Annotated in this window: 21 protein-coding genes and 1 pseudogene; 13 read left to right on the top strand and 9 right to left on the bottom strand. The window is 60.7% G+C overall.

Annotated features, from left to right (window positions below):
* Positions 1-12: 12 nt before the first annotated feature.
* The 5 genes from QFZ88_RS27140 to QFZ88_RS27120 all read left to right on the top strand — a co-directional run bounded on the left by QFZ88_RS27140 (position 13) and on the right by QFZ88_RS27120 (position 4,758).
* The gene (locus tag QFZ88_RS27140; RefSeq protein ID WP_065997214.1) at positions 13-903 is read left to right on the top strand and encodes a 3-keto-5-aminohexanoate cleavage protein; all 891 of its coding nucleotides are present in this window, start codon (positions 13-15) and stop codon (positions 901-903) included.
* Positions 904-919: 16 nt separating this feature from the next.
* Complete coding sequence (locus QFZ88_RS27135; RefSeq protein WP_065997216.1) at positions 920-1,996, top strand: Gfo/Idh/MocA family protein; 1,077 nt, start codon at positions 920-922, stop codon at positions 1,994-1,996.
* A 43-nt stretch (positions 1,997-2,039) separates the two neighbouring features.
* A complete protein-coding gene (locus tag QFZ88_RS27130) occupies positions 2,040-2,600 on the top strand; it encodes a gamma carbonic anhydrase family protein (RefSeq protein ID WP_065997218.1) in 561 nt (186 codons plus the stop codon).
* Between the two features lie 49 nt (positions 2,601-2,649).
* Positions 2,650-3,504, top strand: coding sequence for a fumarylacetoacetate hydrolase family protein (locus QFZ88_RS27125; RefSeq protein WP_065997220.1), 855 nt, complete (start codon positions 2,650-2,652; stop codon positions 3,502-3,504).
* A gap of 72 nt (positions 3,505-3,576) precedes the next feature.
* Positions 3,577-4,758: an aromatic amino acid transaminase gene (locus QFZ88_RS27120; RefSeq protein WP_065997222.1), complete on the top strand. Its 1,182-nt coding sequence runs from the start codon at positions 3,577-3,579 to the stop codon at positions 4,756-4,758.
* A gap of 486 nt (positions 4,759-5,244) precedes the next feature.
* Here QFZ88_RS27120 and QFZ88_RS27115 read toward each other — a convergent pair whose 3' ends face one another.
* The 3 genes from QFZ88_RS27115 to QFZ88_RS27105 all read right to left on the bottom strand — a co-directional run bounded on the left by QFZ88_RS27115 (position 5,245) and on the right by QFZ88_RS27105 (position 10,006).
* Positions 5,245-7,695: a S8 family peptidase gene (locus QFZ88_RS27115; RefSeq protein WP_245317458.1), complete on the bottom strand. Its 2,451-nt coding sequence runs from the start codon at positions 7,693-7,695 to the stop codon at positions 5,245-5,247.
* The gene (locus tag QFZ88_RS27110) at positions 7,601-8,683 is read right to left on the bottom strand and encodes an AAA family ATPase (protein ID WP_065997224.1); all 1,083 of its coding nucleotides are present in this window, start codon (positions 8,681-8,683) and stop codon (positions 7,601-7,603) included. Before QFZ88_RS27110 ends, QFZ88_RS27115 begins: the two co-directional genes overlap by 95 nt.
* Before the next feature lie 201 nt (positions 8,684-8,884).
* Positions 8,885-10,006: an RHE_PE00001 family protein gene (locus tag QFZ88_RS27105; RefSeq protein ID WP_065997226.1), complete on the bottom strand. Its 1,122-nt coding sequence runs from the start codon at positions 10,004-10,006 to the stop codon at positions 8,885-8,887.
* 175 nt (positions 10,007-10,181) lie between these two features.
* Here QFZ88_RS27105 and QFZ88_RS27100 point away from each other — a divergent pair, with 175 nt between their 5' ends.
* Positions 10,182-11,351 (top strand): site-specific integrase, encoded by a 1,170-nt coding sequence (locus QFZ88_RS27100; protein ID WP_065997227.1) that lies wholly within the window; start codon positions 10,182-10,184, stop codon positions 11,349-11,351.
* 25 nt (positions 11,352-11,376) lie between these two features.
* Here QFZ88_RS27100 and repC read toward each other — a convergent pair whose 3' ends face one another.
* The 4 genes from repC to QFZ88_RS27080 form a co-directional block, all read right to left on the bottom strand.
* The gene (gene repC / locus QFZ88_RS27095; RefSeq protein ID WP_065997229.1) at positions 11,377-12,717 is read right to left on the bottom strand and encodes a plasmid replication protein RepC; all 1,341 of its coding nucleotides are present in this window, start codon (positions 12,715-12,717) and stop codon (positions 11,377-11,379) included.
* A gap of 165 nt (positions 12,718-12,882) precedes the next feature.
* Positions 12,883-13,893 carry a plasmid partitioning protein RepB gene (gene repB, locus QFZ88_RS27090; RefSeq protein WP_065997231.1) on the bottom strand — a complete coding sequence of 337 codons (1,011 nt, stop codon included), beginning with the start codon at positions 13,891-13,893 and terminating at the stop codon, positions 12,883-12,885.
* A 2-nt stretch (positions 13,894-13,895) separates the two neighbouring features.
* Entirely contained in the window at positions 13,896-15,098 is a 1,203-nt protein-coding gene (gene repA, locus QFZ88_RS27085; protein ID WP_065997233.1) for a plasmid partitioning protein RepA, read from the bottom strand.
* 597 nt (positions 15,099-15,695) lie between these two features.
* Positions 15,696-15,977, bottom strand: coding sequence for a hypothetical protein (locus QFZ88_RS27080; RefSeq protein ID WP_065997235.1), 282 nt, complete (start codon positions 15,975-15,977; stop codon positions 15,696-15,698).
* Positions 15,978-17,409: 1,432 nt separating this feature from the next.
* Here QFZ88_RS27080 and QFZ88_RS27075 point away from each other — a divergent pair.
* Both QFZ88_RS27075 and QFZ88_RS27070 read left to right on the top strand, forming a co-directional pair.
* Positions 17,410-18,082: pseudogene (locus QFZ88_RS27075) on the top strand (NAD(P)-dependent oxidoreductase); the annotation flags it as partial.
* A 347-nt stretch (positions 18,083-18,429) separates the two neighbouring features.
* Entirely contained in the window at positions 18,430-19,347 is a 918-nt protein-coding gene (locus QFZ88_RS27070; protein ID WP_065997239.1) for a ketopantoate reductase family protein, read from the top strand.
* 360 nt (positions 19,348-19,707) lie between these two features.
* Here the strand turns inward: QFZ88_RS27070 and QFZ88_RS27065 are convergent, their stop codons facing one another.
* On the bottom strand, positions 19,708-20,823 hold the full coding sequence (locus QFZ88_RS27065; RefSeq protein WP_245317459.1) for a LacI family DNA-binding transcriptional regulator: 1,116 nt from the start codon (positions 20,821-20,823) through the stop codon (positions 19,708-19,710).
* Between the two features lie 86 nt (positions 20,824-20,909).
* Between QFZ88_RS27065 and QFZ88_RS27060 the strand changes: the two genes are divergently transcribed.
* The 5 genes from QFZ88_RS27060 to QFZ88_RS27040 are packed head-to-tail and all read left to right on the top strand — an operon-like array spanning position 20,910 to position 25,623.
* Positions 20,910-21,953 carry an ABC transporter substrate-binding protein gene (locus QFZ88_RS27060; RefSeq protein ID WP_065997241.1) on the top strand — a complete coding sequence of 348 codons (1,044 nt, stop codon included), beginning with the start codon at positions 20,910-20,912 and terminating at the stop codon, positions 21,951-21,953.
* Between the two features lie 29 nt (positions 21,954-21,982).
* Positions 21,983-23,020 (top strand): ABC transporter ATP-binding protein, encoded by a 1,038-nt coding sequence (locus QFZ88_RS27055; RefSeq protein ID WP_065997243.1) that lies wholly within the window; start codon positions 21,983-21,985, stop codon positions 23,018-23,020.
* Positions 23,017-23,904 (top strand): ABC transporter permease, encoded by an 888-nt coding sequence (locus QFZ88_RS27050; protein WP_065997245.1) that lies wholly within the window; start codon positions 23,017-23,019, stop codon positions 23,902-23,904. The genes QFZ88_RS27055 and QFZ88_RS27050 overlap by 4 nt, the downstream gene beginning before the upstream one ends.
* Positions 23,897-24,688: an ABC transporter permease gene (locus QFZ88_RS27045; protein ID WP_065997247.1), complete on the top strand. Its 792-nt coding sequence runs from the start codon at positions 23,897-23,899 to the stop codon at positions 24,686-24,688. Before QFZ88_RS27050 ends, QFZ88_RS27045 begins: the two co-directional genes overlap by 8 nt.
* The gene (locus QFZ88_RS27040) at positions 24,631-25,623 is read left to right on the top strand and encodes a 5'-methylthioadenosine phosphorylase (RefSeq protein WP_373426418.1); all 993 of its coding nucleotides are present in this window, start codon (positions 24,631-24,633) and stop codon (positions 25,621-25,623) included. The genes QFZ88_RS27045 and QFZ88_RS27040 overlap by 58 nt, the downstream gene beginning before the upstream one ends.
* A 359-nt stretch (positions 25,624-25,982) precedes the next feature.
* Here the strand turns inward: QFZ88_RS27040 and QFZ88_RS27035 are convergent, their stop codons facing one another.
* On the bottom strand, positions 25,983-26,714 hold the full coding sequence (locus QFZ88_RS27035) for a response regulator transcription factor (protein ID WP_065997250.1): 732 nt from the start codon (positions 26,712-26,714) through the stop codon (positions 25,983-25,985).
* Positions 26,715-26,755: the final 41 nt, after the last annotated feature.

Here is a 26,755-nt window from a genome sequence, read left to right as displayed (position 1 = left end):
AAGGTGTCGGAAATGTCCCGAAAAGTAATACTCACCTGCGCCGTTGTTGGAGAGAACCAGTATAACAAGGCTCATCCTAACTTTCCCATAACGCCCCAGCAGATAGCCGACTCAGCACTCGAAGCCGAGCAAGCAGGCGCAACAGCGGTGCATTTGCACGTGCGCAATCCCAAGACCGGCGATGGTACCCGCGACGCGGATTTGTTCCTGGATATGGCCACTCGTGTCCGCGACAACGGCGTTAAGGCGATAATGAACGTCACCTGCGGAGGTGGCGGGATATTCCGGCCTGACCCAGCTGACGAAAGCAGGGCCGGGCCTGGCTCCGACGTTGCCTCAGCCGCGGAGCGCGTGCGCCACATTGAAATGATCCGGCCCGAAATGTGCTCGATCGATGTGACGACACAAAATCAGTTGGATGGCGAAAAAGAGTATGTCTATCTGAATACGCAGGCCACGCTACGCAAGATGGCCAAGCACTTCCAAGAACTGGGGGTGAAGCCGGAGATCGAGGTCTTCGCACCAGGCGATGTCCTGCTTGCCAACAAGATGCTGGCCGACGGGTTCTTTGACCAGCCTCCGATGTATCAGATCGTGATGGGCACGAGTTGGGGGCTTCCGGCGACGACCGAGACCCTGCTCTACATGCGCAGTCTTTTGCCGCCTGAGGCTCATTGGGCCGCTTTTGGCATCGCTCGCATGCAAATGCCAATGGTGGCTCAATCAGTGATCCTGGGAGGCAACGTCCGGGTTGGCCTGGAAGACAACCTTTATCTCAAGCGTGGTGTCTTCGCGACCAACGGCGAGCTCGTTGCCAGAGCCCGCACCATCATCGAGTTCATGGGCTTCGAGGTGGCTACGCCGGACGAGGCACGCAAGATGCTCGGTTTGCGCCGGCATTGACATTCGAGGACATGACATGACCGCGAAATTTCGGATTGGTCTTGTTGGTCTGGGCGTGGTGGCCGAATGCCAGCTGGAGGCGCTCCGCCTCATCGAGGATGTCGCTGTCGTGTCGGTATGCGACACCCGCGCAGAGATCGCTGAAAGGACAGCCCAGGCCTACAATGCACGGGCCTACAAGGAATATGACGAGTTGCTTCGCGATGGCGGCATTGACCTTGTCATGGTCTTGACTCCTGCATCCACGCATCGCGAGATCGTGGAGGCAGCAGCGCGGGTCGGAGTCGACGTTTTTTGTGAGAAGCCGCTCGCCGTGACGTTGGTTGACGGCCAAGCCATGATTGCCGCGTGCCGCAACGCCGGCGTGAAACTGTTTTACGGCTCTTGCTATCGCTACCTGCCGGCGATCCGCAAAGCTTATGAGCTTATCCAGCAAGGGGCGATCGGCCGGGTTCAACTGATGAGCGAACAACTCATTGGAGGCCAGGGCCTGGAGCGTTACAGCCAGCTGGCGCCGATCCATTACCCTCTTGGTGGCCCGGGGGGAGCCGGCATGGGCCTTGTCGACCACGGCATACATCTAATTGATGTCTTCTCTTGGTTCATGGGGTCGGCACCCGACAGAGCTGTCGGCTCGGGGCAGATTTCGGGCGCCCCGGTGCAGTCGGAATTCATGGCTCTCACCTTCCCAGACGGCGCCACAGGCCATCTGCTTTACAACGCTGCCACCTATAGCGCCTCGCTGCCCAATGAAGGCATGTTCAGTGGTGGCCAGGGTTGGCTGACCGACGGATCAATCACGTCCGCTGGGCAGTGGGAAAACGAGCCGGGCTCAATCGCAGTATATGGAACCGAGGGATCACTTCGAATTTTTCATTACGCGAATGCTCTGTTTCTTAACCAGGGCAAGGGTCCGCGCCGCATTGAACTGGAGGGGCGTCCTGCATTCGGTCATTTCGCCACACAGCTCGAGGACTGCATGAATTCCGTTCGATCAGATACGCCTCCAACGATCGGAGGCGAGGATGGACTGCAGGCGCTGCGGGTCTTGCTGTCAATTTACGACGAGCCGGCAGTCCACTCCGGCCCATAGCGCCTCACGCGCGCCCTGGCCCAACACGAGGAGAGCCGGCACGATGCGAAGTTCTAGCAACTCAATCCTGCCCTTCCGAGGCCACAGCCCGAAGATTGATCCTTCAGCATTCATCGGCCCCAATGTGGTGATCATCGGGGATGTCGAGATCGCAGCCGAATGCAGCATATGGCCTGGCGCCGTATTGCGCGGCGACGTTTGCCCGATACGCATCGGACGCGGCTCCAATGTGCAGGATGGCGCGGTCATGCATGGAGACGAGGGAAACCAGCTTATAATAGGAAGCCACGTCACCATTGGGCATCGCGCAATCGTCCATGGCTGTTCGATCGACGATGGGGCCTTGATTGGAATGGGCGCGATCGTTTTGGACAATGCCCGCATCGGATGCCAATCACTGATCGGCGCAGGATCACTGGTCACGTCGGGAAAGATTGTTCCCGAGCGGACCATGTGGATGGGCTCTCCTGCCCGGCTCGTGCGCAATCTGGACGACGGCGTCGCCGGCGATCTTCCCAAGAATGCTCATCACTACGAAGCCTTGGCACGCGAATACATGGCGCAACCAAGACCGTGGGAGTGCAAGCCGAAAACGCGTACATGACTTTACTTCATATGTCGCCAAGGCGGACACTTCTAAGAAGGAAATTTGCATGAAGCTCCTGCGCATAGGTCCGGTCGGACAGGAGAGGCCGGCAATACTTGACCAACAGGGAAACGCGCGCGATCTGTCGGCTCAGATATCGGACCTGAGCGGCGAGACTCTGACACCGGAAGGATTATCGCGGATATCGGCACTGGACATCGAGAGTCTTCCTATACTGACCGTCGATCGCATTGGCCCGTGTGTTGGCCAGATCGGCAAGTTCATTTGCATAGGTCTCAACTACACCGATCATGCGGCGGAAGCCAACCTGCCGACACCGTCCGAGCCGATCATCTTCATGAAGGCCACTTCGGCCATTTGCGGTCCAAACGACCGCATCATCATTCCGCGCGGCGCGACAAAATGCGACTGGGAGGTGGAGCTCGGCGTCGTGATTGGAAAAGGCGGAGCGTATATCGCCGAAGCGGACGCAATGGCCCACGTGGCTGGGTATTGCGTCGTCAATGACATTTCTGAGCGCACCTTCCAGATGGAACGAGGTGGGCAGTGGACCAAGGGCAAGAGCGCCGACACCTTCGGACCCCTTGGACCGTGGCTGGTCACTGCTGACGACGTTCCTGATCCGCAGAACCTTTCGATCTGGCTCGAGGTGGACGGCAGGCGTTACCAGGATGGCTCGACCAAGACGATGATCTTTCCTGTCCCGCATCTGGTTCACTACGTCAGCCAGTTCATGTCGCTCCAACCAGGCGACGTTATCGCGACCGGGACCCCGCCAGGGGTTGGCATGGGACAAAAGCCGCCTGTCTACCTGACAGGCGCAGAAACGATGCGGCTCGGAGTTGAGAGCTTGGGAGAGCAGATCCAAGTGGTGCGGAGCCACCCAGCCCGTATCCCCTGAGGCGGCCGAAAACTCGCGACAAATCCGCTGATAAGCGTGAAGCCAGGGCCTGTGAAATCTTGAGAGGAAACGATGTTTGAAACGATGACCGCCGCCGCGGCGGACAAGATCATGGCGCTGGCCGGCCTTTATCGCGACGATCCCCGTGCGCACAAGATGGACCTCGGCGTGGGGGTCTACAAGGATGCGACCGGCGAAACCGTCGTCATGCAGGCCGTGCGCGAGGCGGAAAAGCGCCTTTATGACAGCCAGACGACCAAGAGTTATCTTGGCATGGGCGGGGACGAAGGTTTCAACAAGGCGATGTTGAAACTGGTATTTGCAGACAGTGCAGATCCCTCGCGCATCTTTTGTGGCCAGGCTGCGGGCGGCACCGGTGCGTTGCGCATCCTTGCGGAGCTTTTGAGCAAGGCGCGGCCTGGGGCAACTGTCTGGCTTTCTGACCCAACCTGGCCGATCCATGAGCCACTCATCAAGCTGACGCAACTCAAGACGGCCGCCTATCCATACTTCGATGCGGCGACCGGCAAGGTGAAGTTCGACAAAATGGTGCGCGGTTTGGACGCCGCTCGTCCAGGCGACATCGTTCTTCTGCACGGCTGCTGCCACAATCCGACCGGGGCCGACCTGACGATTGATCAGTGGAAAAGGATCGCCGACTTTGTCACCGAGAAAGATCTGTTCCCTTTGATCGACCTTGCCTACCAGGGGTTCGGCAACGGGCTCGATGCTGATGCGGCCGCTGTGCGACTGCTGGCCAAAAGGGTCCCTGAGATGGCGGTCGCCACCTCCTGTTCGAAGAACTTCTCGGTCTATCGGGACCGGGTCGGCGCCATGATGCTTTTGTGCAAGGACGCCGCAAGCACAAAGATCGTCGGCAGCCAGGCGCTGATGTCGACGCGCCTTATGTATTCGATGCCGCCGGACCACGCTGCCGCCACCATACGCATCATCCTTGAGGACGAGGCGCTAGCGGCGAATTGGAAGAACGAACTGGAAGAGATGCGATTGCGGATTTTGAACCTGCGCAACGGCATGGCAGATGCGTTGCGCCGCCACTCGAACTCCGACCGCTTCGATTTCGTCGCCAGCCACCGTGGTATGTTCTCGCGCCTTGGCTTGACTGAAACTCAAGTTGAACGGCTGCGCGATGAGTTCGGGATTTACATGGTGAGTGACAGTCGCTTCAACGTTGCAGGGCTGAGGGAAGATCGACTGGAGGAATTGGCCAAGGCGGTGGTCTGCGTGCTTTGAGTATACTGTGCGTGTCAACGGCTGCATATCAATCGGCGCCGTCACGGGCGATAAACAACTAGACCCTGTTCGCGGCGGCAGCTTTTCCGCAATCCAGACGCAAGGGAGCGCCAAAGTCTTCGACGAACGGCTGCCTGCACGCCCATCGGCACAACTCCCTTCGTCGCTATCGATGCGAGCATACCCGCGGTTAAGGACTACCCGCCGCAGTCATCGATATGGGGCGTGCCGCCTCCGACATTTTTGGCAGCGGCTATCGCGCGGTACCATGGCCCAAGCCGTGGGCGAACTCACCGAGCACGCACCAATATCTCGTTTCGCTGCCAACTTTCCTCCATCGCTAAAGTTCTGGACCGCAGTATGCCCCCTTGCCCACTCTGCCACCACGCGTTGATCGCAACACGCACTGTGCCGAGCAAACTGGCGAAGGTCCGCGCACTCAACATCTCGTCGCCAGCGACAATACGAATTGTAACCAAAATCGTTTCAGACGACGACCGTCTGCGCCGCACTGAGCGCCTCGATCGCCTGCTGAACTTCCGCGTAGAGATCCGCTTCAGCTTCGATGGCATCGATCTCTACCGCCAGAGCAAACCGCACCGACCGTTTGTGTGGGTCCTCGATTGCCCTTGTTTTCCACCACCCGGCAACAGGATGGACGGCCAGGATGTTGCGGCGAGCGAGGTCTGACGCAAAGCAGGTGAGCTGGTCAATCTGCAGGGATCCGACATCGCGACGATTACGGCCGAACGTCCAGCCATCGTCCTCATCGACGGGCTCCTCCTCCCGCTGCTCGGCGACCTTGCTGATGCGCGCAATGAAGGCTGCGCGGCTTTCGTTTGGCCGATTGAGCTTGAAGCGCAGATTGTGCGAGGCATAGCGGAATTTTGAGCCGCGTGCTGGCTCCGACGGGTTGGGCGCGATAAAGGTGCTGAGAGCTACCCTCAGGGTGACCGGGCTGTTGACCAGACCGCGCAAGGCCTCGACGGGCCACGGCAGCTCGAACAACTTCATCTCGTTGTGAACATGATCCGGGCCACTGTCGCTTGGCCGATATGGAATAATTGTATCTTGCACCAGCAGCGTCAGGGCATTGGCGGCGCTGCGACGCGCCCTTTCCATGTCAGGCACGCCAAATCCATAGCGCTTGAACAACGGAGCGAAATGCCCTTTCCCAGGATTTGCAGGCAAATGGCTGCGCATTCGCGGCGTCCAACGAGCCGAGGAAACAAAGACTGCCCGGATCGTTTCTGGCCACAAGGTTGGATAGTCCGACCACAGCTCGGTAATTGCCCGAGCTGCAAGAGCCGTTGCGCCACTGGTTTGTCCGCAGGTCGTGAACGCGCGGGTGGGGAAGGTATGGTCGGTGGTCAGAAGAGACAATGCTGGATGTAGCATCGGCGGCGGGGGTCCGTTGACCACCCAGTTTCCGCCTTCGAACACGACGTCCGGTTTCAGCGGCCAATGTGAGGACCAGCTTGCGGTTCGCGACGATGGTGCAAGATCGCCGACTGGTGCGAGCGGCGTGCCTGGCTCGCCGGCTGGCAGGACATTCTTCTCGGTGTAGGCACCCACACAGACGGCGTTCCAGGCCTGCGCCGGCGATTCGATTTCATTGTCTGGGTGGTCACATGCCGCGAGGTAGTCGGCGTTGCCAAACATGTTCTGGATGGTGTTTCCGGCCGAAATCAGCATCAGTCGCTGAATTTTCTTGTCGCCGGAAACTCCTGCCGTCAATTGATCCACCTCGCTGGACCATGAGGTGGGAGCACCATCGTGTGGCGTATCCTCCTCCGTCGTGCTCGCCATGGCGAAGGTGCGACGCCGATCACCGGTGCGTTCCGCCGCGTTGATACCGGCGCGGGTCAATGCCCCAAGCAGGTGATGGGGATTGTGACCCGCGTCCGGAATGATCTTTGCAGACTCCAGCCGGTGCCGGATCTCGATCGGCTGCATCGTCTGCAGGGCCACGGTCAAGTCGCCGTAGAGCGCCAGCCCCGCAAGTTGCGTGCCGTGACCGACGAAGTCCCCAACATCCCAGGCAGGATTGGCGGCATGCCTGTCGTCGACATTGAGGGCAGGCTGAACAAGTGGATGGGCGCGACTGACGCCTCTGTCGAGCAGCGTGACATAGCCCGGATCGTTGAGCACTTGGAATGTCGTCCACCCGGCCAAATTGTCGAGCCAGTCAGCCTGCTCCTCGATCGGCATTGCGTCGAAATAGTCGGCGGTGACTGTGGGCGCCGCTAGAGCGCGGACACCTCCAAGGCGCCGCACCGCCAAGGCAAGCGCTTCTCTTGTGGCGGTCCCGATAACGACGATGTCTTCTGGGAACTCAAGCCGATCAGCCCCTATGGCAACCCCGTATTCAGCAGCGTTTCCGATGAAACCCGCAGCTTGGGCCTTGTCCAGCCACAATTCCCATGGAACAGCGACATCGCCTTCGGGGAACCTTGCGGAAGGACTGCGCCACAGCGCGCGAAGTCCTGCCTCGACGATGGCACCTATGCTTTGCACGAGATCCGCATTGAAGGGGCGCCCCTCGGTGCCATCCTTCTTTACACGGTTCTTCGTCGCAAAGTCGTCGACTTTCTGGCGCAGCTTTGTCAGAGCATCGCCGGTCGCAAAGACCGTCGCTCGCGGCGGTTGGTTGGCGGCGGGTTGACCAGGCTCGAAACGCAGGAGAGACAAGCCGCTGGCGTTGAGGCTTTTGGTGACCATGATCTCGCCCGGCCTTCCAGCGACATCGAGATAGACTCCAACGCTTCCTTCCGCCTTTACGTCGGGAAGATGATCGATCGCCTGTAGCAAGGCCTGGGCATGAGCGGCTCGATCAGCAACATCACTTGGATGCTTTGTTGTGGGCTGGCCTTTTGGCTTGAACTTTTCGCTTTTTGACAGTGCGTTGAGAATGAAGTGCCGTTTGTCCCTCGGCATGCGTTGCCACCCCTATGCTATGCAGTGACCGGCGGCGCTCGAGGGACGCGACCACCGCGGAGGTCATGATTTCGCTGGAATTGCCCAAAACCGCACGTCGCGCCGCGTCTTCCCCTCCCGCCACAACATCGGCTGTGGAAAGACCCTCGGCGTGCTCAACCACATCCCCCCAGTCGACGGCGTCGACGTCAAAGCCTCGCAGTCGACGGCGCATTGCCTTCTCGATCGCCTCTGCGTCCGGCAGTTGATAGGGCAATACCAGATCGAAGCGGCGCAGAACCGCCCGGTCGAGAATCTCGGGAAGGTTGGTGGTCGCAACCACAATCGACGGGCCAGTGTCCTCATCAAGGAACTGCAGGAACGAATTCAGGATTCGACGCGCCTCGCCAATGTCGTTGTCCGCGCCTCGCGACGCCGCCAGCGCGTCAATCTCATCGAACAGGTATATGCCGCGGTTTGTCCGTACCGCATCGAAAATCATCCGCAGCTTCTGTGCGGTTTCCCCCATGAATTTCGTAATCAGACCGTGGAGGAGGACGGTGAAGAGCGGAAACTTCAACTCGCCAGCGAGTGCTTCCGCCGTTAGCGTCTTTCCGGTGCCTGGGGGACCAGCCAGAAGCAAACGTCGACGCGGACGCAGACCTTTCTCTTCCAGCTTTTGCGTCATTTTGGTCTCGATAACGATGTGGGAGAGCTCATCCCCAATATGCACCGGCAGGATCAGATCGTTCAGCCGAGTTGTGGGATAGCTTGCGCTGAGGAAGGCCGCTAAGTCCCCACGCGGAGCCGCGATTGGAGTGGGCGCGACCCGCGCAGACTTCGCAGGTTGCTGACCAGCCTCAGCCCACTGGCGCAGCTGCTCTGCCAGCCGGGCATGACCCTTCTGTTCCTCGGCTGTGGCAAGCTGCATCGCAAGGTCGAAGAACCGACCTTCATCACCTTCGGCGTGGCTCTTCACGAGCCCGATCAGTTGTTGTGCCGATGCCATTGCAATGACCTTCCCGAGCCCCCACCAGCGCGACCATGGCAAATCAACGCCTGTCGCACTCTATAATCAAAATTCCTTAATAGACCAGCACTTCGGAACCTACTGACGAATGCTCCACGTGTAATCCAGCATCTCTACTGTCGGTTCCCGACATGAGGAGTCATCGCCGTGCCAGAGAAATACGGTGCCAGTGAGTCCGTCCTAAACAATCCCCCACGCCCGAAACCTTCCCCTGCCCGTCATCTCGCGCAGGCCAAGCTCGCCGACCAGGTTGAGCGCCCCCTGTTTTGTCACTTTTAGCCGCTCCTGGATCATGCCGGTCGAGACGAGCGGCCGCGAGAGCACCAGCTCGATCAGGTCTGGAAGCTTCGAGCTGGCACGGCGTCGCTTGAGCCGCCGCTCCACCTGGTTTTTCGCCATCACCAACCGGTCATGCTCCTTCAAGCCAGCAAGCGCCGCGTCGTGGATGGCGTCGAGGCAGGCGAGCAGCCGATCGCTGCGATTGCGCGCCTGTCGCCGCTCCCGTGGAATGTTTTTGGCGCCCAGATTCAAGCAGGCGAGATGGTTGGCGGCAAGACCCTCCTGCCGCAGCAGCGCGGCAACAAGCAGTGGGCCAAGCCAGTTGGCATGCTGCAACACCTCGATGTCTTGCCATGCATCGAGCAGGATGGCGCCGCGTAGGACGAGCGGCAGATCGCGTGTCCCGGCAATCACATCGCGCCATTCGGCCAGCCGTTCGTCTTCGTTCCAGTCGAGATCGTAGATCAGGTCTGGCCTCTCGTCCGCGCGCGGCGTCCTCGCCGACACGTCGGCGCCGCTGAGAAGCTTTGAGGTGCGCGCCAGGACGGCATCGATCTCGGCAAATTCTTCGGCCAGCAGATCGTCCTCGGCAACATCGCGACCATCGGCTTCAACGGTGCCGGGATCAGCCCCCTCCCTGTCCCGATTCCTTTGGGCCGACGCCGCCGGCATGGCGCCGCCGCGGCCGGTCAGCGCCAACAAACCGTCACGGCCGAGCGCCCAGTCGGGCCTTTGGGCAAAAATCCGCCGGCGGGTTCGCAGCACCGCGTGCGCCCGGGTGAGCTCGTGGGTCGGGGTGCGGATATCCATGTGGGCGTCGTGCAGGACGAGGTCCTCGAGGTGGACGAGTTCGCCCTCGAGCCACAGTGCCGCGGCCGCGTCGGCAAAATGCTGGCGTTCGAAGAAGCCGTCGCGGACGGGCGAGCGGGCCAGGCGCTCGTCGAGACGCGCCAAAACCTCGGTCGTGCGGGCAACCGGGCCGATCAGGCTTTCCAGGGGCAGATGGTCGAGCGCGTAAGCCATTGTTTTCACGATAGATGATTCGGCTTAGTCAAGCTATCTGGCATCTAAGTTGACCTGCAGGAGATTTTCCTAAGATGCAATATAACTATCGATAAGTATCTCTTATCGATAATGATAGCTTTCGCCGCGCAAATCAGCCAAAATCCATGGCTCGGGCGTTGAAGGGAGCTATGGAATGCGGGGAATTCGAACGATCTCAAACTCGGCCGACGTCTTGCGCCGCGCCGAGGCGCTGGACGCCCTGGACGCTGTGCTGCCGTTCGATCGCCGCGAATTCCTGGCCGAGATCCTGTCGGACGACGATGTGGAGACCCTGCGTCACCTGGCGCGCGAAGGCATCGGCGAGAATTCGATGCGGGCGCTCGCCTCTGACCTCGCCTACCTTGAGGCATGGTGCAGGGCGGCCACGTCAGATCCCCTGCCCTGGCCGGCCCCTGAGGCGTTGTTGTTAAAATTCCTGGCGCATCATCTGTGGGATCCGGCCCGGCGCGAGACTGATCCGACGCATGGTATGCCCGCGGACGTGAGCGCGGCATTGATGCAAGCAGGGCTATTGAGGGCCAAAGGACCTCACTCCCCCAGCACGGTCCGCCGGCGCCTGTCGAGCTGGTCGACGCTTACGCAGTGGCGCGGACTGCAAGGCAAGTTCAACGCGCCGCGACTGCGCAACGCGACGAAACTCGCGGTGCGGGCGAGTTTGCGCCCACGGCATCGAAAAAGCGCCAAGGCCGTCACGGCCGACGTGCTCGGCGCGCTTTTGAAGGCCTGCGCCGGCGACCGCCTCGTGGATGTCCGCGATCGGGCGCTGCTGATGGTCGCCTTCGCCTCCGGCGGCCGTCGCCGCAGCGAAGTCTCCTCGCTGCGTATTGCTCAACTGATGGAACAAGATCCCGTCCCGGCCGATCCGGACAACCCCCATAGCGCCCTCCTGCCGTGCGTGAGTATCCATCTTGGCCGGACCAAGACTACCGAGGCCGATGACAGCGCATTCGTCTTGCTAATAGGCAGGCCCGTCGCGGCCCTGGACGACTGGCTGGCGCGCGCAGGGATCACCGAAGGGGCCGTTTTCCGTCGCATCGACCGTTGGGGTCACCTTGAACGAAGGGCTCTTACGCCACAGGCCGTCAATCTCATCCTGAAACGGCGCATCCTCCAGTGCGGGCTCGATCCACAGGAGTTCAGCGCCCACGGCCTGCGCGCCGGATTCTTGACTGAAGCGGCACGGCGCGGCATTCCCCTGCCCGAAGCGATGCAGCAATCGCAACATCGCTCCGTGCAACAGGCCTCGCGCTATTACAACGACGCCGAGCGACGGCATGGAAAGGCCGCGCGGCTCATTGTGTGAGGCGAAGAAGATCCCGGATCGAGCCTCATGATGTGCCCCCTCGCCGTTCCCAGCCTTTCTTTTTCATGCTCTTGCGCAGCGCGTCGCTGATTTCGACCGGTTCGGGCTGGCCGGGGGCCGCATCTGGCTTCGCGCCAGAGCCTGATGTCTTGGCGTGCACATCGAGCCTTTCGCGCAACAGCGCCATGACCATCGGCCACACGGAGAACTTCTGATCGCGCGCCCGCTCGGTCAGATTGCGAAGATAGCCGCCGCGGCTGGCGATCCGCTCGGATCGTTGCAGTATCGCCGCCACCGTAACCGCCGCCTTCTCCTGGCCCATGACCTCGACCGCCTCCTGCCAGGCGCTGGGGCTGATGCCCATGAACGGCCGGGCCTGTTCGGCGGCGGCGACAAAATCGCGCCAGGTCCGGATCTGCCCGTCGCGGGCCAGCGTCAAAAGCTCGGGGCAAGCATCCACCACCATGCCCAAGGGCAGATCCCGGTGCGGCAAGGCGCGCACGTTGTCGGTTTTGGCATCAACGCCGCTCGCTTCATTTATTTCTCTAAAGCCGTTTTCAGATTCATCGGTAGAATAAACATTTGGGTTTGAACTCTGTATGTGACGCTCAGATTGGGACTCATTGGCGTTCAGATTCTGCGAATTGATGAATGATTCCAGCGTCTGGTGGATATCGATCCATAGGTCTTCCAGATCATTGCAGATGGCTTCTAAGACGGACCTAGCCGCTGTGCGAGGCAAGCGGGCAATGATTGCCTCGTAACGGCCCTGGAAGCCCTGCCAATTGCCGGGAGCGTCCTCGTTGATGCCGACGTCGATCATCTTGACGACATCGCGGCGACAAATTGTCAGGCGCTCCTTCGCCAGACGATGTGCCTTGTGCTCGGCCATCACATCGGCAGCCAGAGCCTTGAACTCCCCGGCCCGGGCCAGGATAGGCGATAGGTCGAAACCGTAGGCCTGGTCTATCGCACCACCCTCCCCCTTGCGCGCGAACCGCTTGCCGTTCGGGCTGTCGCGTCGGATGATGAGACCTGTAATGACCAGATTGGCCAGATGCCGCCTGAGCGTCGCCGGCGACATGCCATTGGCGCGGCGGCTGAGCTGCTCATTGGAGGGAAAGACGACCAGGCTGTCCTCCGCAGTAAGCTCCTCCGCGCGATGAAAAGACAGTAGTGCGTTGAGGATCGCCAGGGCGCGATCGGTCGCGCCCAGCGCCTGTTTTGCCTCCCGGATGTCCCTGAAGACCTCCCATTTCGAAGCTCGCGCTTTCTGGTCGATCTGACTGGCCGTGACCTGGCTTGCAAGCAGCGCAAGCGTCATCGGCCGCCGCCCGAAGGGCGTCGTCGCGGTATGCGTTCCCATTTCACTTCCACCTATCGCTAGGCAAAAGAAATCTGTGCGCCGCAAACGGCTCCTGGACTCTTGACAGTGATTCGCGAATTTGCGATTCTCAGCTTGTCACAGCATTGAGAAGGGCTTCCGCGCGGAGACGTTCGGGGGCCTTTTTCTTTTGCGGTTCAGTGCTCCTTAGTCCGTGGTCTTCTGGCGGAATTCATCATAGAGCGCTTGCAGGCGCTCCCGCACGAAGCTTGCGAATTCCGGCTCGATGCGTTTGTCGAAAGCGAAGGTCATCTTCGTTTCGCTGTCGCTGATGTTAACCAGGCGAGATCCATTGGCGGCGGTCCACACCGTCCGGTCGGGCCTCTTCGCCGCGGTCTTGATGAGGTCGTAAATGGCCTGAAAACGCTCGTCGCTGGTGCGCACCGCGAACTCCGGCTCCTGGATGGCCTTGAGTGCCTTGGCCCGCTTGCCCTTTTCCTCGAGCAGGTCGGCGAGCTCGGCCCATTTCTGGCGTCCTATGGATTCGGCGGTGCCGATCGCCTCGATCATCTCGGCCGGCAGTCGTGCGACCAGCGCAATCATTCGGGACAGCGCCGCCTTGTCGACGCCAAGCGAGGCCATGATGATGTCGCGCGAAAAGCCCTTGGCTTCGAGCTTCGACGCAAAATAGCAGCGCTCAATGTAGGAAAGGTCGCTGCGACTGTTATTTTCCTGCCCCTGGCTGACGACGAGTTGCTCGTCGGTCAGATCCCTGACGACAGCGCGGACCAGACGGCCGAGATGCCTTACCGCGGCCAATCTTCGATGGCCGTAGGCGACCTGATAGCGGCCACTGTTTTCAGGATGCGGCCGCACCAGGATGGGCACCTGTTGTCCATGCTCGCGGATCTGATCGACGAGGGCCGCCCGCCTTTCATCGCTCACGCCCAGCCGGTCGACCACGATTGATTGATCGATGAGACTGGGATCGAGCTCAACGACCGCCTGCCCTTCCGACAGCTTGCGTTCAATCTCCTCGGCCCGCTGAGCGCGTGAATTGATGTTCTCGAGCGATTGCGAGATGGCGCCGACCGGTCGGCCTGGCTTGAGTGGCCGATCCAATCCCATCAGAGGTCTCACCAAGGCCGTTCTGGCAGCATCCGGAGGAGTTTGCTCGCCTGCAGGTTCCGAGACTTCGAAAAGGTTCTTACGGGCCATTGCTATTTACGCCCCCAGGTCTTGCGGATCAGCTCCTCGATCTCGCCGTTGACGAGGGTCAGGCTCTCAAGCGCACGATCGTAGGTTCCACGGGTGAATTGCCCGCGCTCGACCTCGTAAAGGGTCTGCTTGGTCAATCCCGCATCGGAAATCGCCGTCGACTTGAGCATGGCGTTTTCGAGCACGCGGTTGCCGAAGATCGAGCGCATAAACCCGGACATCTGGCTTTGTGGGCCATCATTCGGCTCGAACCGCGTGACCAGATAACGCATCCAATCATACTCGGTATTGCCGCCAGCGTTTTCAACGACTGAAAGCAAGTCCGAGGTCATGAGCAGGAACTGGGACATCGACATGACGTCGAGCATCTGGGGATGCACGGTGATGATGACGGCCGTGGCCGCGCACAGGGCTGACAGCGTCAGGAAGCCCAGTTGCGGCGGACAATCGATCACGACCACATCGTACGCACTTTCGATCTCGGCAAGGCATTCGCCAAGCCGTGCGAAGAACATCGTGCCGGGCTGCCGGCTCGCCAATACTTTCGGCGTCTCGTGCTCGAACTCCATCAGTTCAAGGTTGCCCGGGATAAGGTGCAGATTGGGCGTGTAGGTCGAGCGCACGATCTCCAGGATGCTGCGACAATCCTCGTCGTAGCGGATTGCCCCGTAGATGGTCTCGCCGGGGCCCACATCCAGCTCAGGCTGGTGGCCGAACATCGCCGACAAGCTGGCCTGGGGATCAAGGTCGATGGCGAGCACCCTATAGCCGCGCAGGGACAAGAACTGGGCAAGGTGCGCGGCGGTCGTCGTCTTGGCGCTGCCGCCCTTGAAATTCATCACCGAGAGAATCTGAAGCTTCTCCCCTGCCCTGCGATGTCTGATGTACTTCCCATGCCCCTTCGAGTTCGCCTCGTCGAGCACCTGCCGGAGCCGGTCTATGTCCTCCACGGAGTAGAGCCGCCGTCCGTTTGCTTGTGGCTGGGGACCATGTCCCTCAGCGACAATCTGCCGAAGATAGCCTTCATGTATGCCGATGAAGTCGGCCGCCTCGCCCGGGGTGAACAGGCGCATGCCTTTTTGAGAGGTCGGCGGGAATGTTCTGGCCTGGTGCGCCTGCAACTGCCTTGACAGTTCCGCGGCGTCCGTGGCGATGAGTTGCCGGAGGCTTTCGCCCGCGGGACTGCTTTGGCTGACCTTGTCCAACACCGGCCTCTCCTGATCTGCGCATTTTGGCCGACAGGCGACAGAAATGCGCTGATCAAGATGGACTGATTCTGGACCGCCGACAAACCCTTTTTGGTTAATGAAAGGTTAACGAGGCCGTCTTGCTAGTCGACTCTGTGACGACCTGCAAACTACAAGAATCTGCGCTCAATCACTACTGGCACGACTATGGATATGTGTGCAGCAGCTATGCGACTGTCGCCGGCTGGGTATGTCCACGGGAGTCATTCTTAGAGCCGGCGTGGAGTCCTTCAAAGAAGCACCCTCCCTGGCAAAGAGCGGTCGGCCGGTCGCATCGATGCATTCCGCATGGCGCCTTCGCGCTGTTGTACGTGTGCAACTCTGCTCCTTCGGCAAATGATCGCCAACCTGTGCCATGCGATCGACAGCTGTCATTTAGGTCACGGACCGTCGACCGAACTGCGTCGAATGTGGCTTCGCAGTTCGCCGAGCAGGCCGGCCGACATGGAAAGAAATTCAACATCGTCGGCAATTTCTAATAATCCACAGCCCAGCCCATCTCGCGCGCTGCTAGGCTGTTAGCAACCGCCTTCAGTAGTATCAACGGCCAGCAGGCTAGCAGTTGTAGATGAGCGACTGGGTTGCGGTTGGATTGACACGATTACGACAATAGCCGCCCTGGGCCTCATCAACGCAGCCGATTGGATCGGCGGATTCGATTGCGTCGGGTTGAACCGCGGCTGCCGCGAGTTTAGCAGGCATCGCAGTCATGGCGGCCTTCTGATAGTTGTCCGTGTACAACTCGAGATAGGCGCCAGCTGCCTTGTGGCGACTACCAATGCCTCGCCCCTCGGCCGTCCCGATGGCCCTGCGAAGAGGCTTCGTTAGCACTTGCATGGAAGTCTCTCGCCGCCATTGTCCCGGTCCCATGCTCCTGCAGACGAAGCCAGTTGCCCTTTAGCCGCGAACGAGACCGGTCCGGTCTGCGTATACAGCTCGATCCGAACTGCGACCTGGAACGGAGAGCCGCCTCGGCCTCCGGCCTAAATAGAGATGGGAAAATTGAGAGCCCATAGTGCTGGCGGCATACACATAGGCGGAAGGCGACAGGCTGATAATGTCTGATGGCATCGCATCGATCGCCTGCAGCCATGCACAGAGACTTAGGCTCTTCAGTCCGTTGACAGTCACCTTGAGGGGTGAGGGGTCCGCCGTCATTCTACTCTTCAGGCGCCTGTTTTTCGGCCTTAAGGACCAGTAGCAATCGGCCCATCACGTCAGTTAGGTGCCAGTCAGATCCCGCGATTACGCAGCGAGTTGCACATGTACAACTCGGCGCTCGCAATCGCCGGCCGCTCAGGACTGGACCCGACCCGCACTTGACGGCGTGACGTGATGTGTCGTCGGTCGCTCTTCCGGAGCGGGCCTAACCCAAAAGCGAGCGGAATGTCCCGACATGACGCCCACGAACTGACGGCGGTGATGTTCCCGCGCCGGGAGAGCCCAACATCGACGAGCTACATCACCCACTTTGTTAATCAAGCAGGGGAGAGGTGGCCACGTACCGGACGGAGAGGGGGCATCCACCGCTATTTGCGATCATCCTGCGCAAACCTGAAACACGGCCGGCCCACATTCGAGGGGGCCTAATAAAGAGCACGGAGCCGTATGGCTGACGCGGCAAGTCTTACCCACCACCACCCACCCAAGTCTCGAACTAACCAGCGCTTCGCCGTGAACCCAATAGGTTAACAAACATTGAACGGCGTGGCCCGGAGCAGCGTAGTTTATGCCATATCCTGTTGTTTTTCCTCACTATTCTGCCGCTACCACGAAACTTCGCTGGCCATGTCAAGGATAACAAACTCTTCACCAGGCCTCACGGTCTCCTCTGCGACGCGCCTGCAGCGGAACACACAATCTGCTCAAGCAACTCGGGGATAACACCCACCAGATCCCCCTCATCGGGCACCCTCACGCAAAGGGAACGGTATCGGTCATTCGCAGGCTAGCGGCTCGCACGCTCACTTGAGCTATGCAATGAGAGACAGGCCCGCACACAAAAGATGCGACGGCCAGTCCAGTCGAACGAAGACCTTCGGACCGGTAAAGGTCAGGCAGCGTCGCTCTCAAGGCGCCTTAGAAGGCAATGATGGAACGCTCCGTCGCGGCCTCGTGATCTTACCCCCGTCACGACACCGAAAGCGGGCGCGACAATTTGGCCGAGGTAGCGTCGCGGCATTCGGACACGAACTCCTCCCTATAACACCACAGCACGGACCGGAGAGATCACACTCCAACATCTCAGTTGAGCGCAAAAGGGGAGGGGTCTCAGGGGGCGGTCTGCGACGAGGTGCTGTTCGGCGCGAATGTCGCCACCAATGCCATGCCGCCTGGGTCGACTCTTTTGGTGATGAGTTCCATCCCGGTCGAGACAGCGCGTAATCAAGGAGAGCTGGCGGCGCAAAAGGGCATCCGCTACGTGGACGCTCCCGTCTCCGGCGGTGAGAAAGGCGGGTGAAGGGACGCTTGCCATCATGGCGGGTGCTGAAGCCGACACCATGGACGCGCTGAAGCCCGTCTTTGCTGCGCTAGGGCGTGTCACGCATGTCGGCCCGGCCGGCGCCGGCAGCCTTGCAAAACTCGTGATCCAGCTGATCGTCGCCACTAACATCTGCGCCGTCGCCGAAGCGTTGCTTCTGGCGGAGCGAGGCGGCGCCGACCCGGCGCCCGTGCGCGAGGCGCTGCTCGGCGGCTTTGCCGACTCGGCGGTGTTCCGCCAGCACGGGCGGCGCATGATCGAGGCCGATTTCGTGCCCGGTGGTCCTGCAAAATATCAGGTCAAGGATACCGGCACCGCCCTTGCTCTTGCAGCGTCTCTGGGGCTGGCTTCGACGATTGCAACTGAGGTCGATAGGATTTTTCGTGGCCTCGTCGACCACTTCGGGGGCGACCTTGACAACAGCGCGGCAATCCTCGAACTGCAGCGCGTGAATCCTTGATAGCGTGAAGGGTTCAGACGCTATCTGCAACGCGGTTATTTGTGCGCCAGCCGAAGTCCCGTCTCCACGAGCCAATTTTCGGCCCAAGGGGGATCTGAAGAGCAAGATCGTAGGTGACTACGCAGGAGGACCCAGGCTTGTCTGCGAGGTCCTCCCACCACATTGTGCGGCATGATAAGTCGTACACCTGTATCGCAGACATTGCCTGTCCAATTGCTACTCTGCGCCGCTCGTCTATCGAGCTAAGGTCATTCGACGTCATGTACGAACTGAGGGTCGTTGGCGGGCAAAATGAGCCGTTGCTGATGTTCTGGTGACAATAATGTGGCAGGAACGTCGAGGGGAACATGCGAATTGCAGTCGTCGGGGCAGGTGGCATTGGTGGCTATGTCGGCGCAAGGCTGATACAGGCGGGCGGTGATGTCAGCTTCATCGCTCGCGGCGCGCACCTTGAAGCGATGCTGCGGGGTGGTCTCCGGATACGAAGCATCGCCGGCGATCTGTTTTTGTCCGATGTGTCTGCCAGCGCCGAGCCGGCCGATATCGGTCCGGTGGATTTGGTCATCTTCACGGTCAAGCTCTACGACACCGAGAAGGCTGCTGCCTCGCTTGGACCACTTATGGGAGGGAAGACGCTTATCCTGACGCTACAAAACGGCATCGATAGCGTCGAAACTCTCAGACGCCACGTACCAGGAGCCACAGTGGCTGGCGGCGCCACCTACATATCTGGCTTTATCGGCCAACCAGGTGAAATCGTCCATGTCGGGGGTCTGCCGCACGTCCTCGTCAGCGAGGACCCAGCCGCTGTCGTTCAGGAACTTGAGGCCCTGTGTCGCTTGGCCATCGGGCTTGAATTGCATCTGGTCACGGACATTGACAGCGTCCTTTGGGAGAAGTTCGTAACGCTAGCTGCGTTCTCCGGCGGGACATCACTCATGCGCTCGGGCATTGGTCCGATCCTTGAGGACGCTGAAGCCAAAATCTTCATCGAACAGCTGCGAGACGAGGGTATCGCGCTTGCAGCGGCGGCGGGACATCCCTTGTCCGAGGGTTTTGCGGACCGTGTGATGGCGCGGTGGGCTGCACTGCCTGCGAGCGGAAAATCGTCAATGGCCAATGATCTCGAAAGAGGAAAACCGCTAGAAGTCGAGTGGCTTTCCGGACGAATGCACAGGCTGGGACTGCAATGCGGCATCGCAACACCTGGCCACACATCAGTCTACCGGGCCTTGCATCTTCACGCCACGGGCGCGCCGCGATAGCCGCTGCCCAAAATGTTGGAAGGGCGGCGCGCCCCACATCAAAGACTGCGGCCGGATAGTCCGCAACCCCGGTCTTCTGCCGCGCTGTTGCCGGAGATTGCACGGCAGCCGGCTGAAACGAGAGGCCTTTATGCCGAGCGCGTTCAATCCTTGACGCAGCAGATAGCTGAAGCATTGCCGCCAACCGAAGATCCGGAGGCCGTTGCGCTGGGCGTCTTTTCGACCCCCATCGGCGTGTTTCAATTGGCCACACCCCGGAAGAAGCCGAATTGTTGGACCGCATCCTCGCGGCAGGGAAGGCTGCGGCACGGCTCATCCGTCCGCTTCAAGAAAAACCGGCGCCTTGGCGTCTCGGCCCGACTATTCGCCGGGGTCGAATTCACCCTTAAGCAAGAATGTCTCCACCGGTCCAAGCGGATTGGCGATCCGGCTCACCAGGACCTCGACGAGCTTGTGCCCTACGTCTGCCATGTCGACGGAATGAACGCCGATCTTGGCCGGCAGGAAGCGCGCCAGACGGGTATTGTCACGGGTGACGATATGGATGTCACGTCCCGGCTCAAGACCGCGCTTGCCGAGCGTATGCAGCGCTCCCAGAAGGCCCAGTTCGTTGGCGCATGCCAGGCCTGTCGGCGGATCTGCCGAGGCCAGCAGGCGATCGAACCAGGCCGCGCTCGATTCCATCGTAAACGTGCCATCACCGATCAGCGACTGGTCGATCGGGATGCCGGCCTCGGCCATCGCCTTTCGATAGCCGGCCAGACGCACGGCGCTCGCCTGATCCTTCTGCACAAGAAGTTGTAGCGCGATGCGTCGACAGCCCTTGTCTATGAGCCGCCGGGTCGCGTCGTAGGCGATCTGCTCATTGTCGATATCGACGTAGGGATACGCGATGTCCAGGTCGGTTCTCCCGAACGCGACGAACGGTATGCGTTGATCCAGCAGCAGCTTGACGCGCGGATCGCCGGAGGTCATGCGTGTAATGATCAGGCCGTCCGCGCTGCGGGCCTGAAGCAGGCGCTGCACGCTTTCGACGGGATCGTCGTCCGGTGTGGTGGAGTAGATCGAGAGATTGTAACCGGCTTGCCGCGCCCCCATCGTCATGCCTTCGATCAACGGAAGCTTCGCCAGATCCGACAGGTAATCGCGCGTTTCCATCGGCAGAACTGCAGTAAGCGTCGAGGTCCGTCCTGTCTTCAATGCTCGACCGTGCTGGTTCGGCACGTAGCCAACGCGCGTCGCTACTTCCTTCACGCGGGCGACGGTTGAAGGATGCACCTCCGGCCCATCCTTCAAGGCCCGCGCGACCGTGGTCACCGAAAGGGAAAGTTCCGCCGCGATCTGTTTGAGGTTGGCCATGTTGCCCGTCTTGCATTGCGAGAATCTCGGCTGACTTGCTGAGCGTCGTAACGTTACCGGAATCCGCCCGACCGTCAAACCAGCGCTACCGTTCACCCAATGGAGGAAGCTTGACATTCTGCCCTTTCCTTGTAACCGTAACGTTACGATTTGCGAAAAACGCCCGTTGAGGCGGTACTGGCAGGTCGCAGGAGGAGAAAATCATGTCTTTGAAACTTCGCATTTCGGTGGCCGTCCTTGCCGTATCGGCCGCCTTCCCGGTCTATGCCCAATCAGTCACGATCACGACCGCTGGCGGCGATTACGGTAAAGCCATGCAGGAGGCGATGTGGGCCCCCGCGGCAAAGGAACTTGGTTACGACGTCAGGGAGGAAACGCAAAGCGACGGCTTTGCCGCACTCAAGATGCAAGTCACCTCGGGAGCAGTCACGACCGACATCATTCATCTCGGCTCGCCGGAAGGCGCGCAGGCGGCCGCGCAGTCGCTTCTTGAGCCGCTCGACGGGAAGATCATCGATCTCAACGCGGTGCCGGCCGGCGCTAGGTCCGACTACTGCTATCCGTTCGACTCCTATGGCACCGTTATGTCGTGGAACACCAAGACCTATGGCGAAAATCCGCCAAAGACCTGGGCGGAATTCTGGGACGTTGCCAAGTTCCCGGGCCGTCGCGCGCTCCGCGCCAATGCGCAGGATCTGATCGAGATCGCGCTGCTCTCCGACGGCGTTGCGCCGGCCGACGTCTATCCCGTGCTCAGCACGCCGGAGGGCCTGGATCGCGCCATCAAGCGGCTTGAGGCGATCAAGCCAAATGTCTCGGTCTGGTGGACCTCGGGAGCGCAATCCGCGCAGTTGCTGAAAGACGGCGAGGCGGATCTGGTCGTTACCTGGAACGGACGGGCGCAGACTGTGAAAGCGGATGGCGGCACGGTCGATTACACTTTCAAGGGTTCCGTCATCGGCACGGACTGCCTCGGGGTGCCGAAGGGTGCACCGAATAAGGAGGCGGCCATGAAGCTGATCGCGGCGATGACGCAGCCCGCTCGGGTGGCCAAGCTGACCGATTTCATCGCCTATGGTCCGGTCAATCCTGCGGGCTACGAGGGGGGCCTGATCCCAAAAGACCGTCTGAAGACCCTGGCGACCGCGCCTGAAAATGCTGGCACTTCGGTGTTCTCGAACGCAGACTGGTGGCTCAAGAACGGCGAGGCCGCGCAGAAGGCCTTCGATGAAATGATGAACCGCTGAATCGCGAATTCATCCGCTTCGAGCTCGTGATGAAGTCGCTCCCGATCACCATCGACAGCGTGCGCAAGGCCTATGGGTCCTATGTCGCGCTGGACGATGTCTCGCTCGACGTTCGGCCTGGCGAGTTCCTCACCTTGCTGGGGCCGTCGGGCTCGGGCAAGACCACGCTGCTCATGGCTCTGGCCGGTTTTGTCCGGCCGGATTCCGGCAAGTTCCTGTTGGGGGATCGGGACATCACCCGCCTGGCCCCCAACAGGCGCGACATCGGCATCGTATTCCAGAACTACGCCCTGTTTCCCCACATGAACGTCCTGGCGAATGTCGAGTATCCGTTGGCGCTGCGCAAGACGCCGAAAGCGGAGGCCCGGCGGCGGGCGCTTGAAGCCTTGGCCCGCGTGAAGCTGGAGGGCCTGTCGGAGCGCAACATTGCCGCACTGTCCGGCGGCCAGCGCCAGCGGGTGGCGCTGGCGCGGGCCATCGTCTTTGAACCACGCGTGATGCTGATGGACGAGCCGCTGTCGGCGCTCGACAGGAACCTGCGCGAAACCATGCAGTACGAGATCCGGCGTCTGCACGATGATCTGGGGATCACCACGATCTATGTCACGCATGACCAGCGCGAAGCGCTGACCATGTCCGACCGGGTTGCGGTGATGAATTCCGGCCGCATCCAGCAGATCGACACGCCGCAGCAAATTTATGATCGTCCATCGACCCGCTTCGTCGCTGAGTTCATGGGCGAGGCCAACATTCTGGCCCCGGGATCGGTGCGCACCATCGACGGCGGCGGTGCGTCGCGCGAGACCCTGATGATCCGCGCGGAAAGCTTCCACCTTGATGCGAAGTTCGTCGGGCAAGACGGAGTGGCGCTTGACGGAACGCTGCGCGCCAAGGCGTTTCGCGGCGAGAACTGGCTTTTGACACTGGCGCCTGACGGTGGGCAGGAGGTTCTTGTCTGCATTCCGTCAGCGTTTGCCGGCGACTGCGCCGAGCTTGCCGCCGGCCAGCGACTGACCGTGTATGCATCGGCAGCCAAGGTTCACGCCATACCGGGAGCGACAGCGTGACCGCCACCGCCGATCCCGCGCTCGCGGCCGATGCGCGAAGCGAGCGACGGTTCTTCCTTGCGCTGTCGCTGCCGGCGCTTTTCATCGTTGGACTGGCGGCGATACTGCCCATCCTCTGGATCATCCGGCAGTCCCTCCTGACCACCGGTGGCGACTATACGGTCGGCAATTACGAGAAGGTGCTTTCGAGCGGACTGACATGGTCGGCACTCGTCACAACCGTTGAGCTGTCCCTGGGCACGTTGGCGTTCTGCATCCTTCTCGGCACGCCCCTGGCGCTCGCTCTGGCCAGCGCCAGGCCAAGGGTGGCCAATGTGCTAATGGCCTTCGTCATGCTGCCATTGTGGACGTCCATCCTGGTGCGCACCTATGGCTGGCTCGTGCTGTTGCGGCGCGAAGGCTTGATCAACGCGGCTTTGACAGGTTCGGGCCTTACGGCGGAGCCACTGCCGCTGGTTTACAATTTCACGGGAACGCTGATCGGCATGGTTCACTACATGCTGCCGCTGTTCCTGCTGCCCGTTTATGCCGCGATGCGCGATATCGACGCCAATCTTGTTCGCGCTTCGGCAAGCATGGGAGCCACGCTCGGGCAAGTGATCCGCACGGTCATTCTGCCCCTTTCGGCCGGCGGCATCTTCTCCGGTTCGACGATTGTTTTCATCTATACGATAGGTTTCTTCATCACGCCGGCAGTGCTTGGCGGCGGCAAGGTAAATCCTCTCTCCATCCGGATCGAGCGCACGCTGTCGACCTTTCAGGACTGGGGTTCGGCGAGCGTCCTGGGCATTCTGCTCCTCGTTCTCATGGCGCTGATCGGTGTGATGTTTCTGGCGGCGCGGCGACTGATGGCGCGCAACAAGACCGGTGCGGCCCATGCTTGAAGCCTATCCGCACAACAGGCTGGCTCGCATCCTGCTGTGGGGGTTCTCCGCGCTCGCAATGGCTTTCTTGATGCTGCCGACACTGGTGGTCGTGCCGATCTCCTTTTCGGCGTCGGATCTTCTCGAGTTTCCGCCGCGCGCCTACTCGTTGCGCTGGTATGAGAATTTCTTCGGTTCAGCGACATGGATGGCCGGGCTGAGGACAAGCCTGATCCTAGGCACACTGACGGCGATAGTCGCGGTGCCGCTGGCGCTGCTCGCCTGCATCTCGGTGAACCGGCTCGGCGGAAAGACCGCCTCAGCCATTCAGGGCGTTCTGCTCGCACCATCGATCGTGCCGGGAATCCTGCTTGCGATCGGCCTCTTCTTCGTGCTGGCGGCGCAAGGTCTGGTCGGAACGCTGTTCGGCGTGCTGGTTGGCCACGTGGTGCTGGCCATTCCGGTCGCGTGCATTGTGTTGCTGCCGGCGCTGGCCCGCTTCGACTGGAACCAGGTCCAGGCGGCGCGCAGCCTTGGCGCGGACTGGGCGAGGGCGATCGCCGGGGTAATCGTTCCGCAACTTCGGATCAGCCTGTTGTCCGCGACATTGATGGCCTTCCTGACGTCGCTCGACGAGTCCGTCATCTCGATCTTCGTCGCAAGCGGCCGCAACAGCACCCTACCGAAGTTGATGTTCCTGTCGCTGCGCGATCAGATCGATCCGACGATCGCGGCGATCTCGACATTGTGGACCGCCGTCGTCGTGGTCGTCGTCCTGATCGTGACCCTTCGCCAAAAAGCCTGACCGGGACTGGAAACATGCCTGCCAATCATCACGCGGCCGACGATCTGACGGATCAACCAACGGACATACCCCAGGTGGGGTTGGCGATCATCACCGGGTCGGCGAACTGGGGGCTTGCCTTCCCGGAGGATGTCGAAGTCGATGGCGTGCGTACCTTGCGGCGCGACATGAGTTTTGAAACGCCTTTCGGCCGCACTGACAACTGGAAGCTGCTCGAATTCGATGCCTCGATCACCGCCGAAGGCAGGTCGAAACGGGCCTTGTGCATGTATTCGCACGGCAATCCCCGCGACCATATCGACCATTCATGCCACCGCCGCGCGTTCTGGGTGTTGATGCAGGCGGGCGTACGGCAAGTCCTGTCCTGCTCGACCATTGGCGCCGTCAACAAGGCGATAAAGCCCGGCGACATGGTGGTGAACGCCGACATCATCGAACTGACGCAGACCCCGTTTTCACTGCTTCCCGGCCGCCAGAGCTTCGACTGTTCGGGCAAGCAGATCGTGTGTCCAAGATGTGCGGCGGTTCTGGTTGAAACCGCCCGCCGCCATTGGCCGGCCGAATGCCGCGTTCATGGCATCGAGCAGCAGTTGGTCGCTGGCCACTGTTACGGGCCGCGACTGACCACGCCTGCCGAAGCGCTGGCGTTTCGCAACTTGGGGGCGGATGTGCTCAACCATTCGATCGCTCCGGAAGCCACTCTGTCGCGCGAAATCGGCGCGTGTTTCGTGCCATGCGCGTTCGTCACGGCAGGCTTTAACGACTATATGGACCGCAATCGCCAGAAGTTGCTGCAGGAGGACGTGTTGCCGAGCCTCTCTATGACAGCCTCGCGGGTCGCGCTGGAGACCGCGGCACGACTTCCGGTGAACCCGGAATGCTCCTGCAACGGTTTGAAGTCGCCCCAACCCTCTGAGCGTTCTACACGGTTCTAGCGCGCGGCGACGGAGGCGCTCGAATCTGGTTCCGTCGATTGCTGATGGAGTGTCTCTATGCGACGCAGCGGTGCACAGCATGTAGTTATGGCTCTTGCCAGTCCGCTACTCGCTTCCCATGCCTCTACCCACCATTGAATCGAAGGCCTGGATTGGTCACGTCAGGAAGATACACGCGTCGAATTGAGAGTCCGTTTTGAACGTCTCAGCCCCGAAATGTCTGGTCCGATTCCGGCCCCACGTGATCGGATTAGGGGTGCTCGACGAACTGACAATTCCTGGCCCCTGCGAGCCCGGCCGTTACGCGCCCACTCGAGCGAAATCGCTCTGTGATCGCTGGACCGTTATCGAAAGAAGCGTCAACGCAGGTGAGCGACATCTTGTTCACCCGAGCCAGATCGAAATTCCAGGGCGTATCCGCCGAGCCGGACCGTGCGGATGGCGTCCAGATCCGATGATTGCCTGAGCGACCTTCGCAAGCGGCTGATGTGGACGTCGACCGTGCGCGGTCCGACATAGACGTTTCCGGGCCAGGCCGCCTCGATCAATTCGTCTCGGGTCAGCACCTTACCCGGATTTTCCAGCATATGCCGCAGGAGCTTGAACTCGATCGGGCCGAGCAGAATCTCGCGGCCATTGCATCGCACGTGATGTGTGTCGATCTGCATGTGGATGTCGCCGTGGCTTAACGACACGGGTCCCTCCGGCCGCGATCCCGGCAATCGGGTGTAGCTCAATCTCGAACGCAGACAGTCGAGCAGCTTGGCCGGCGCGAACGGCCGCACCAGGCTTTCGTCCACTCCCGACTTCAGCAACGCGATATGCTGGTTTTCAGCACCAGGCGCGATGGAGGCGATCAAGGGTAGGGCGCTCGTGCGGGCGTCTTGCCTCAGCCGGCTGCAGACCTCCGCCATTGCGTTACAGGCCCGGCAGTCAAGAATGCCGGCTTGCGCTTCGGTTTCGCCGGCGAGCTTAAGCATCTCATCGGAATCGCTGGCTAACGCGCTCGCAAACCCTTCCACGGCCAGGATATGGTTGAGGATCATATAGAATTCGGCATCTTGCGAACATATCAGGATCAATGGCTTCATGGGCATGCTTCGCATCCAGCGGCCTTCGGAGCCCGCGATGG

The sequence above is a fragment of the Mesorhizobium sp. YL-MeA3-2017 genome (assembly GCF_030814575.1).
In the GTDB taxonomy this organism is placed as follows: Bacteria; Pseudomonadota; Alphaproteobacteria; order Rhizobiales; family Rhizobiaceae; genus Mesorhizobium; species Mesorhizobium terrae.
Note: the sequence above shows the minus strand (reverse complement) of the source record. Positions and strands in the feature narration are given on the sequence as shown.

Bases quoted from the DNA above. Each gene is read 5' to 3' on its own strand.
- QFZ88_RS27100 (WP_065997227.1), top strand. From the start codon at position 10,182: ATGCGGGGAATTCGAACGATCTCAAACTCGGCCGACGTCTTGCGCCGC.
- QFZ88_RS27130 (WP_065997218.1), top strand. From the start codon at position 2,040: ATGCGAAGTTCTAGCAACTCAATCCTGCCCTTCCGAGGCCACAGCCCG.
- repC (WP_065997229.1), bottom strand. From the start codon at position 12,717: ATGGGAACGCATACCGCGACGACGCCCTTCGGGCGGCGGCCGATGACG.
- QFZ88_RS27115 (WP_245317458.1), bottom strand. From the start codon at position 7,695: ATGCCGAGGGACAAACGGCACTTCATTCTCAACGCACTGTCAAAAAGC.
- QFZ88_RS27140 (WP_065997214.1), top strand. From the start codon at position 13: ATGTCCCGAAAAGTAATACTCACCTGCGCCGTTGTTGGAGAGAACCAG.
- QFZ88_RS27110 (WP_065997224.1), bottom strand. From the start codon at position 8,683: ATGGCATCGGCACAACAACTGATCGGGCTCGTGAAGAGCCACGCCGAA.
- QFZ88_RS27045 (WP_065997247.1), top strand. From the start codon at position 23,897: ATGCTTGAAGCCTATCCGCACAACAGGCTGGCTCGCATCCTGCTGTGG.
- QFZ88_RS27135 (WP_065997216.1), top strand. From the start codon at position 920: ATGACCGCGAAATTTCGGATTGGTCTTGTTGGTCTGGGCGTGGTGGCC.
- repB (WP_065997231.1), bottom strand. From the start codon at position 13,893: ATGGCCCGTAAGAACCTTTTCGAAGTCTCGGAACCTGCAGGCGAGCAA.
- QFZ88_RS27035 (WP_065997250.1), bottom strand. From the start codon at position 26,714: ATGAAGCCATTGATCCTGATATGTTCGCAAGATGCCGAATTCTATATG.
- QFZ88_RS27060 (WP_065997241.1), top strand. From the start codon at position 20,910: ATGTCTTTGAAACTTCGCATTTCGGTGGCCGTCCTTGCCGTATCGGCC.
- QFZ88_RS27070 (WP_065997239.1), top strand. From the start codon at position 18,430: ATGCGAATTGCAGTCGTCGGGGCAGGTGGCATTGGTGGCTATGTCGGC.
- QFZ88_RS27120 (WP_065997222.1), top strand. From the start codon at position 3,577: ATGTTTGAAACGATGACCGCCGCCGCGGCGGACAAGATCATGGCGCTG.
- QFZ88_RS27125 (WP_065997220.1), top strand. From the start codon at position 2,650: ATGAAGCTCCTGCGCATAGGTCCGGTCGGACAGGAGAGGCCGGCAATA.
- QFZ88_RS27105 (WP_065997226.1), bottom strand. From the start codon at position 10,006: ATGGCTTACGCGCTCGACCATCTGCCCCTGGAAAGCCTGATCGGCCCG.
- QFZ88_RS27065 (WP_245317459.1), bottom strand. From the start codon at position 20,823: ATGTCAAGCTTCCTCCATTGGGTGAACGGTAGCGCTGGTTTGACGGTC.
- QFZ88_RS27080 (WP_065997235.1), bottom strand. From the start codon at position 15,977: ATGCAAGTGCTAACGAAGCCTCTTCGCAGGGCCATCGGGACGGCCGAG.
- QFZ88_RS27055 (WP_065997243.1), top strand. From the start codon at position 21,983: ATGAAGTCGCTCCCGATCACCATCGACAGCGTGCGCAAGGCCTATGGG.